The sequence below is a fragment of the Streptomyces phytophilus genome, from assembly GCF_013870535.1.
In the GTDB taxonomy this organism is placed as follows: Bacteria; Actinomycetota; Actinomycetes; order Streptomycetales; family Streptomycetaceae; genus Streptomyces; species Streptomyces phytophilus.
This window is the reverse complement of sequence record NZ_JACBXC010000982.1, coordinates 1-2,294: the sequence shown is the minus strand read 5'-3', so window position 1 is coordinate 2,294 and position 2,294 is coordinate 1. Positions and strand designations below refer to the sequence as shown.

General features: G+C 73.9%; 2 protein-coding genes. Both read right to left on the bottom strand.

The features are described from left to right. Positions 1-1,488: lipopolysaccharide biosynthesis protein (locus tag H5J30_RS28020; RefSeq protein ID WP_258563572.1), on the bottom strand; the 1,488-nt coding region annotated here is incomplete at its 3' end. A gap of 14 nt (positions 1,489-1,502) precedes the next feature. Beyond that, positions 1,503-2,294, bottom strand: a 792-nt coding sequence (locus tag H5J30_RS28015; protein WP_181790085.1) for a glycosyltransferase family 4 protein, incomplete at its 5' end; no start/stop codon positions are given.

Sequence of the window (2,294 nt, the reverse complement as noted above, 5' to 3'; positions counted from 1 at the left end):
GCCCGATATCAGCTCGCGGATACGCGCCAGGTCCTCGCGGTGCACCTGCCGCGGGTCGCAGACGACGAGCACGCCGTCGACCCGGTCGGCGAGCGCCAGCGCGTCCGCGTACGACAGCACGGCCGGCGCCAGCACCACCACGACCGAACCGGGGGCGTCCGCCTCCGAGATCAACTGCGTGGCCGGCGCGGACGTCAGGGCCCGCGCGGCGTTGCGCACCCGGGTGCCGGGGATGAGGTCGAACGCCCCGGACTCGCCCGCGTCGATCGGTATCTGCAGGCCCGTCGGCCAGCCGCCGTCACCGCGTGCCGGCGTACGGGCCCAGCCGGGCCGCACCCCGTCGGCGGCGCTGAGCCGCGCCGACAGGCTCGGCGTGCGCAGGTCCGCCTCGACGAGCAGCACCTCGTGCCCCATCTCCACGAACGACGCGGCCAGGTTGACCGAGACCGCGGCGGGGATGTCTATGCTGCCGCGCGGTGCGACCACCAGCAGCCGCCGCCGGTCGGCGAAGCGCTGGTCGTACGCCAGCCGGAAGGCCATCGAGCGGTACTCCTCGGCGACCCTGCCGGTGGCCAGCAGCCCGCCGGGCCTGCGGGTGCGCGGCAGGGTGCCGAGCACCGGGGCGTGCAGCGCCCGTACGACGTCGCTCTCCGAGCGGGCCGTGGGGTCGAAGACCAGCCGCACCCAGGCGACGAGCAGCCCGAGGCCCACGCCGAACGCGGCGCCGAGGCCCAGCAGCATGAGGATCCCCGGCCCCGCGGGCTCGGCGGGCGGCGTGGCGTCCCGCACGACGTGCCCCGGGGTGGTGTCGAGGGCCTGGAGCTTGGCGCGGTCGGCGGTGATCTGGCCGATGCTCTGGCTGAGCGAGGAGCGGGCCGACAGCGCCGACTCCAGCGCGCTGCCCTCGCCGAGGGACTCGATCTCGTCGTCGAGCGCGTCCCGCTCCGCGATCAGGGGTTTGACCTGTTCGTCGTACGCCTCGACCATGTTGTCGATCGTCCGGTTGCTCTTGTCCTCGCGGTACGCGAGGTAGGCGGCGGCAAAGGCGTTGGAGCGCTCGGCGGCCGTCTCGGCGTCCTCGGCGCTGTAGTCGAAGCGGAGCACCAGCGTGTTCGGCGGGTTGGTGACCTGGAGGCCGTGCTGGAGCTTCTCGCCGTCCTCGGGGTGGCCGATCTCGTCGGCGACGATCCTGGCCACCGCGTTGCTCGCGGCGGTCTGCCGCTCCGTGCCGATGTTCTCCTTGATGGCCGTGGCGTCGCTGCCGGAGGAGAAGGGGTCGAGGCTGACCTGGCGGAGCGTGACCTCGCTGGACGCGATGTACTCGTCGCCGGAGGCGAGGGCGATCCACCCGCCGCCGAGCAGGCCGAGGACGATGCCCAGGACGATCATCCCGCGGTAGCGCAGCAGTTGCCGGAACTGGTCGCGCAGCAGGTCGGGCTCGTCCTGCGGCTGCATGGCGTGGCTGTCGCCCGGAGCGTGCTGTGACATGGTCTCGGCCCCCCTCAACCGGTCTTGTCAGTATGCGTGACGGACCCCCCGGCCGGCTCCCCGGCCGCCTTCCGCCTGTGGATAACCGGCCCACTGTGGACAACCGGCCCCCCGGAACCGTCCAGGGCCTCGTCCAGCAGCGCCGTGATCCGGTCCAGACCCGCCTCGCTGCTCAGGTGCTCCCGCACGTACACCGGCCCCCTGGCGCCCAGCTCGGCACCGAGGTCGCGGTCCCCGGCCAGCGTACGCACCGCTTCCAGCAGCGCCGCGGGATCCTCCGGCGGCACCACCACCCCCGCGCCCGCGCGCCGCATCTCCTCCGCCGTACCGCCGCCGTCGGCCACCGAGGCGACCACGGGCCGGCCGGCCGCGAAGTACGAGGTGAGCTTCGACGGGACGCTCATGTCCAGCACCGACGAGCGCTGGGTGACCGCCAGCACGTCCGCCGCGGCCAGCACGTCGGTGAACTCGCCGGCGTCCGCGGGCGGCAGGAAGTCCAGGTTCGGCAGCCCGGCGCCCAGGGCGGCCAGGTGCGCGCGCTGGTTGCCGTCGCCCATCAGCACGACCCGCAGGGAGGGGTCGGTGCGGGCCGCCTCGACGAGCACCTCCAGGCCCTGCTTCAGGCCCATGTTGCCGGAGTGCAGCAGCACCGGCTGCCCCTCGCGCCACCCCAGCCGGGCGCGCATCTCCGCGCGCGGCCGTGTGGGTTCCGTCACGTGGGACCAGTTGGGGACGACACGTATCCGCTTCTCGTCCACCCCCATCGCGGCCACCCGCGGGACGAACGTCTCGTGGATCACCCCGAC